Annotated in this window: 5 protein-coding genes; 3 read left to right on the top strand and 2 right to left on the bottom strand. The window is 60.6% G+C overall.

The features are described 5' to 3' along the window. Positions 1-228 precede the first annotated feature (228 nt). The gene (locus tag ACIOWE_RS12040) at positions 229-1512 is read right to left on the bottom strand and encodes an NAD(P)/FAD-dependent oxidoreductase (RefSeq protein ID WP_401391327.1); all 1284 of its coding nucleotides are present in this window, start codon (positions 1510-1512) and stop codon (positions 229-231) included. 221 nt (positions 1513-1733) lie between these two features. After that, a complete protein-coding gene (locus ACIOWE_RS12035) occupies positions 1734-3224 on the bottom strand; it encodes an aldehyde dehydrogenase family protein (RefSeq protein WP_401391324.1) in 1491 nt (496 codons plus the stop codon). Between the two features lie 162 nt (positions 3225-3386). On the opposite strand from ACIOWE_RS12035, the gene ACIOWE_RS12030 reads away from it, so the two are divergent. The 3 genes from ACIOWE_RS12030 to nadE all read left to right on the top strand — a co-directional run bounded on the left by ACIOWE_RS12030 (position 3387) and on the right by nadE (position 6563). After that, positions 3387-4286 (top strand): LysR family transcriptional regulator, encoded by a 900-nt coding sequence (locus ACIOWE_RS12030; protein WP_401391321.1) that lies wholly within the window; start codon positions 3387-3389, stop codon positions 4284-4286. A gap of 221 nt (positions 4287-4507) precedes the next feature. Then, positions 4508-5731, top strand: a complete 1224-nt coding sequence (gene pncB, locus ACIOWE_RS12025; protein WP_201235743.1) for a nicotinate phosphoribosyltransferase — start codon at positions 4508-4510, stop codon at positions 5729-5731. A 4-nt stretch (positions 5732-5735) separates the two neighbouring features. Next, a complete protein-coding gene (gene nadE, locus ACIOWE_RS12020) occupies positions 5736-6563 on the top strand; it encodes an ammonia-dependent NAD(+) synthetase (RefSeq protein WP_401391317.1) in 828 nt (275 codons plus the stop codon). Positions 6564-6703: the final 140 nt, after the last annotated feature.

The following is a 6703-nucleotide window of genomic DNA, read 5'->3' as shown; positions in this document are numbered from 1 at the left end:
ACACCCCCCGCCCACCCCTCGCCACCCCGGCCGGTGACACCACTGACCCTTTCACGCGCACCCCGCATGCGCCAACAGTGCAACCGCGGCGCCAAACGACGTGCAACCAGCCTGTAACAGCCCGCGTCACCGAACTGCACACTGCTGGTGCGGGACTGCTACAACCCGCACCATTACAGGCTAGTCGCTGCATCGGAAAGCGCCGCCTCCGGCAACAAATTTCAACACTCAAATCACGATGCGCAGGCACTGGCCCGCGTGATACAGCGAGAACCCGGCCTCGTACAGGCAACTGCGCAAGCCCACGCCCGCCAAGGGCTGCATCGGTGCAAAGGGAATCGGCAGGGCTTGAGGATTGCCATTACACAGATAGTCAGCGAAGGCTTTGCCGACCACAGTGCCGGTGGTCACGCCACGGCCGTTGTAGCCGGTGACGGCCACCAGACCCGGCGCCGGTTCGAACAGGCGCATGAGGTGATCGGGGGTAAAGGCAATGCGCCCGGTCCAGGTGCATTCCCATTCAACTGGCTTCAGATTGGGGAAGTAATGCTGCTGCACCCGGTCGGCCCAGGCTTTGAGAAACCAGGTCGGTTTCTGATTGCCGTTGCCAAGACTGCCGAGCAGCAGTCGCCCTTCCTTGTCACGACGAATGCTGCTCAAGACCTGGCGGGTGTCCCACGAGCCCTGCCCGCCCGGGAGAATCTCTTGCGCGGCGTCTTCGGTCAGCGGCACCGAGGCAACCTGATAGTAATAACCGGGGAAGAAGTTGCGCTTGAGTTCGGTCCAGTCGCCTTCGGTGTAGGCGTTGGAGGCGATGACCACCTGCTCGGCCAGCACCGAACCTTGCTCGGTCTGCACGGACCAAGCCTGGCCGATGCGCTCAAGACGAGCGACCGGCGAATGATCAAACATCTGCCCACCGAGGCCCTTCACGGCGTTGGCCAGGCCGGTGACATAGGCCATCGGATTGAGCGTACCCGCACGACGGTCGAGCAGCGCGGCGGCGATTTTTTGCGTGCCGGTCGCTTGCTTGCAAGCCTTGCCGGTCAGCAGTTCGACCGGCGCGCCACGGCGTTTCCATTGTTCCTCGCGACTGCGCAGATCCGCCTCACCCTTGGCGTTGTGCGCCATGTGCAAGGTGCCTTCGCGGCGCAACTGGCAATCGATGTTGTACTTGTCCACAAGGCTGAACACCAGCGCCGGCGCCGCACCCAACATGCGGTTGAGCTGACTGCCGACGACTTCGCCGAAACCCGCTTCGATCTCGTCCGGCGGGATCCACATGCCGGCGTTGACCAGGCCGACGTTACGTCCGGAACCGCCATTGCCGGCACGATGAGCCTCCAGCACGCAAACACTTTTACCTTTTTCCAACAGATGCAGCGCCGCCGACAACCCGGTGAACCCGGCGCCGATCACGCAGACATCGACTTTGACTTCGCCCCTGAGCGCGGTGTTATCCGGCCTTTGTGGCGTGAGTTTTTCCCACAGACATTCTTCGCGTAACGGCATTGCCAGACTCCAACAGAAACCTGCCAAACACACTGTTGATCCTGTGGGAGCGAACCCTGTGGTGAGGGGATTTATCCCCGACGGGCTGCGTAGCGGCCCCAAAACCTGCAATCGCGTATTGCCAGACAAACCGCATACAACTGTTTTGCGGCTGCTTCGCAACCGGTCGGGGATAAATCCCCTCACCACAAAGGCTCACTCCTACAGGGGATTTCCACCTGTCAGTCGAACGTGATGCCCTGCGCCAGCGGCAACTCCAGCGAGTAGTTCACGGTGTTGGTCTGGCGACGCATGTACCCGCGCCACGCATCCGAGCCCGACTCACGACCGCCACCGGTCTCCTTCTCGCCGCCAAACGCGCCGCCAATCTCGGCGCCGCTCGGGCCGATGTTGACGTTGGCGATACCGCAGTCGCTGCCGACCGCCGACATGAACTGCTCGGCCTCACGCACGTCCGTGGTGAAAATGCACGACGACAAGCCTTGTGGCACCGCATTGTTCAAACGCAGCGCTTCCTGAAAATCGCTGTAACCGACCACGTAGAGAATCGGCGCGAAGGTCTCGCTGCAGACCACATCGCTCTGTTCCGGCATTTCAACGATGGCCGGCGACACGTAGTAGGCATTCGGGAACTGATCTTCCAGTTGACGCTTGCCGCCAAACACCCGGCCGCCCTCGCTTAGTGCCTGTTCCAGCGCATCCTGCATGTTTTCGAAACTGTGTTTGTCGATCAGCGGACCGACCAGATTGCCTTCCAGCGGATGGCCGATACGTACTTTGGAATACGCCGCTTTGAGGCGAGTAACGATCTCTTCCTTCACCGACTCGTGAGCAATCAAGCGACGCAGCGTGGTGCAGCGCTGACCGGCGGTACCGACGGCGCTGAACAGGATGGCGCGCACGGCCATGTCGAGATCGGCGCTCGGGCCGAGGATCATCGCGTTGTTGCCGCCCAGTTCGAGAATGCTGCGGGCGAAACGTGCGGCGACTTTCGGCGCTACTTCGCGGCCCATGCGCGTGCTGCCGGTGGCGCTGATCAGTGCGACACGCGGGTCATCGACCAACGCTTCGCCGGCATCGCGACCACCAATGATCACCTGGCAGAGATTCGCCGGGGCATCGCTGAAATTCTTCACCACGCGATCAAACAGGGCCTGACAGGCCAGCGCGGTCAGCGGAGTTTTCTCCGACGGTTTCCATACCACCGGGTTGCCGCAGACCAGCGCCAGGGTGGTGTTCCACGCCCACACCGCGACCGGGAAGTTGAACGCACTGATCACCCCGACCACGCCCAGCGGATGCCAGGTTTCACGCATGTGGTGGCCCGGGCGCTCGGAAGCGATGGTCAAACCATACAACTGGCGGGACAGGCCGACGGCGAAGTCGCAGATGTCGATCATCTCCTGCACTTCGCCCAGGCCTTCCTGAGTGATCTTGCCCGCTTCCCAGGAAACCAGCTCACCGAGATCGTTCTTGTATTCGCGCAACACCTCACCGAACTGACGCACCAGTTCGCCGCGACGCGGTGCCGGCACCTTGCGCCAAGCTTCGAACGCATGATCTGCGCGACTGATGTGCTGCTCGACTTCGGCCGGACCTTCCCAGTTCACGGCGGCGATGCGGCTGCCGTCGATGGGCGAATGCACCGGCACTTTGCCGTTCTGGTACAGGGCCGGGTTCACACCTAGACGATCAAGCAATGCGGCAACCATGGGTCACTCCTCAAGCAAAAAACTGAATGTGTGCGGCCGCTGTTGCGCGACCGGGCAGGCCTTTAGTTGTAGCGTCAGTACGGCGAGTCAACAAACGACCTTTACGCGAGATATCATTCCGTTTATTCATGCTGGGCAGAAAGACAAGAAAAAGGATCCGCCATGCTGAACAAACGCCATCTGCCGTCGATTACTGCGTTGCAGTGCTTCGAGGCCGTGACCCGACACCTGAGCTTCACCCGGGCCGCCGAGGAACTGAACCTGACCCAGAGCGCCGTGAGCAAACAGGTCGCGCAGCTTGAGGAATTGTTGCAGCATTTATTGTTCCGCCGCGTGCGCCGGCGTTTGCAGATGACCCCGGCCGGGGATTTGTATCTGGTCGAAGTACGAAAAATCCTCACACAGGTGGAGATGTCGACGCATTACCTGCGTTCCTACGGCGGCGAGACCGAAGTCCTGCGCGTTTCCACGCCATCGACCTTCGGCGCCCGCTGGCTGGTGCCGCGCCTGAAGGGCTGGCGTTTGCGCCATCCGTCGATCCATCTGGATTTGTGCAACGAACAAGAGGCGGATGATCTGCTGCAAGGCCGCAGTGATCTGGCGTTTTATTTTGGCCAGGGCTCACGGCCCGGCACCGAATGCCTGAAACTGTTCGGCGAAGAACTGGTGCCGGTTTGCGCACCGGGCAGCCTGCCGGATAAACCTTTCACTGATCCGACGCAACTGACCGATCTGGTTCTTCTGCAAAATGCCTCGCGCCCGCAGGCCTGGCACGACTGGTTCGACAGTCAGGGCTACCAGACTGAACACAGCTACCACGGGCCGCGTTTCGAAACCTTTTATATGTGCATCCGCGCCGCGCAGGTCGGCTGCGGCGTGGCGCTGCTGCCACGGTTTCTGGTGGAAGAGGAATTGGCCGACGGCAAACTGGTCATTCCCTGGCAGCATGCAATGCCGAGCAGCGACGCCTATTACCTGGCGTACCCGGAACACTCGGCGGAAGTGCCGAAGGTGCGGGACTTTGTGAAGTGGATGCTCGAACAGATCGACAATCCAGGCTGACATCTGCCCCCTGTGGCGAGGGGATTTATCCCCGATGGGTCGCGCAGCGGCCCCAAAATATCAAGAGCAACAGCTGCTTCGCAGCCGGTCGGGGATAAATCCCCTCACCACAATAGACCTGACCCAGAACAGAAATTGCTGGCAATACCTGCCGCTGATATGCGCCACTAGCGCCATTGATTGATACCGCGCCAACGCGCGGCGCACCCGGAGACCCGTTTATGAGCGAGAGTGTGTTTGCCGATCGCATCGTGCAGAACCTGCTCGACACCGACTTCTACAAGCTGACGATGATGCAGGCGGTGCTGCACAACTACCCCAACGTCGAAGTCGAATGGGAGTTTCGTTGCCGTAACAGCGAGGATCTGCGCCCGTATCTGGCCGAGATCCGCTATCAGATCGAGCGTCTGGCCGATCTGAGTCTGAGCGCCGATCAGTTGAGTTTTCTTGAGCGCATCAGCTTCCTCAAACCGGACTTCCTGCGTTTCCTCGGACTGTTCCGCTTCAACCTGCGCTATCTGCACACCGGCATCGAGAACGGCGAACTGTTCATCCGCCTGCGTGGGCCGTGGCTGCATGTGATCCTCTACGAAGTACCGCTGCTGGCAATCGTCAGCGAAGTGCGCAATCGTTATCGCTACCGCGAGACAGTGCTGGAACAGGCCCGTGAGCAGCTCTATCGCAAGTTCGACTGGCTGACTGCCAACGCCTCGGCCGACGAACTGGCGCAATTGCAGGTCGCCGATTTTGGTACCCGCCGCCGCTTCTCGTACCGAGTGCAGGAAGAAGTGGTGAGCGTGCTGAAGCACGACTTCCCGGGCCGCTTTGTCGGCACCAGCAACGTGCATCTGTCCCGCGAGCTGGACATGAAACCGTTGGGCACCATGGCCCACGAATGGATCATGGCTCACCAGCAACTCGGCCCACGACTGATCGACAGCCAGATCGCCGCGCTCGACTGCTGGGTTCGTGAATACCGCGGTCTGCTCGGGATCGCCCTCACCGACTGCATCACCACCGATGCTTTCCTTGGCGACTTCGACCTGTTTTTCGCCAAGCTTTTCGATGGCCTGCGTCACGACTCCGGGGATCCTGTGGCGTGGGGTGAGAAATGCATCGCCCACTACCACAAGCTCGGCATCGACCCGATGAGCAAGACCCTGGTGTTCTCCGACAGCCTGACACTGCCCAGATCACTGGAAATCTTCCGCGCGCTGCACGGTCGGATCAATGTGAGTTTCGGCATCGGCACCAACCTCACCTGTGATATTCCGGGTGTCGAACCGATGAGCATCGTGCTTAAAATGACCGCCTGCAACGGCCAACCGGTGGCGAAGATCTCCGACGAGCCAGGCAAGACCCACTGCAAAGATCCCAATTTCGTCGCCTATTTGCGGCACGTTTTCCAGGTTCCTGCCGATTCCAGTCTATCTAGCAAGGAGTGAATTCATGCAAGCCGTACAGCGTGAGATTGCTGAACAGCTCAAGGTGCAACCGCCATTCGCTGACTACAAGGCTCTGCAAGCCGAAGTCGCCCGGCGCATTACCTTCATTCAGGATTGCCTGGTCAATTCCGGGCTCAAGACGCTGGTGCTGGGCATCAGCGGCGGTGTCGACTCGCTGACCGCCGGCCTGCTGGCCCAGCGCGCAATGCGCGAACTGCGTGATCAAACGGGCGACAACAGCTACAAATTCATCGCTGTGCGTCTGCCGTACGAAACCCAGTTCGACGAACACGATGCCCAGGCCTCGGTGGACTTCATCGCCCCGGACGAACGCCATACCGTCAACATCGGCCCGGCGGTGAAATCGCTGGCCAGCGAAGTGGCGGCGTTTGAAGGCAAGCATGCGGTGTCGGTGGATTTCGTGCTCGGCAACACCAAGGCGCGCATGCGCATGGTCGCCCAGTACACCATCGCCGGCGCGGCGCACGGACTGGTGATTGGTACTGATCATGCAGCGGAAGCGGTGATGGGGTTCTTCACCAAGTTCGGTGATGGCGCTTGCGACCTGGCACCGCTCAGTGGTCTGGTGAAAAACCAGGTGCGCGCGATTGCCCGCAGCTTTGGTGCACCGGAGTCGCTGGTGGAGAAAGTCCCTACGGCGGACCTCGAAGACCTGTCACCGGGTAAACCGGACGAAGCGTCGCACGGCGTTACCTACGCCGAGATCGATGCCTTCCTGCATGGCGAGGCGGTGCGCAAGGAGGCGTTCGACATCATTGTCGCGACCTACAACAAGACCCATCACAAGCGCGTAATGCCGTTCGCGCCGTGATCGGTGATTGAATGAAAAAGCCCGCTGAGGCGTGATCCTCAGCGGGCTTTTCTTTGGCCGGAACATCAGTTGATGTTGATGGCCCCTTCGCGAGCAGGCTCACTCCCACATTGACGGTGCAAACCTGTGGGAGCGAGACA

The sequence above is a fragment of the Pseudomonas sp. NPDC087598 genome, assembly GCF_044743525.1.
GTDB lineage: Bacteria > Pseudomonadota > Gammaproteobacteria > Pseudomonadales > Pseudomonadaceae > Aquipseudomonas.
Note: the sequence above shows the minus strand (reverse complement) of the source record. Positions and strands in the feature narration are given on the sequence as shown.

Excerpts from the sequence above, each read along its gene's own strand:
- ACIOWE_RS12040 (WP_401391327.1), bottom strand. The coding sequence starts at position 1,512 with ATGCCGTTACGCGAAGAATGTCTGTGGGAAAAACTCACGCCACAAAGG.
- ACIOWE_RS12035 (WP_401391324.1), bottom strand. The coding sequence starts at position 3,224 with ATGGTTGCCGCATTGCTTGATCGTCTAGGTGTGAACCCGGCCCTGTAC.
- ACIOWE_RS12030 (WP_401391321.1), top strand. The coding sequence starts at position 3,387 with ATGCTGAACAAACGCCATCTGCCGTCGATTACTGCGTTGCAGTGCTTC.
- pncB (WP_201235743.1), top strand. The coding sequence starts at position 4,508 with ATGAGCGAGAGTGTGTTTGCCGATCGCATCGTGCAGAACCTGCTCGAC.
- nadE (WP_401391317.1), top strand. The coding sequence starts at position 5,736 with ATGCAAGCCGTACAGCGTGAGATTGCTGAACAGCTCAAGGTGCAACCG.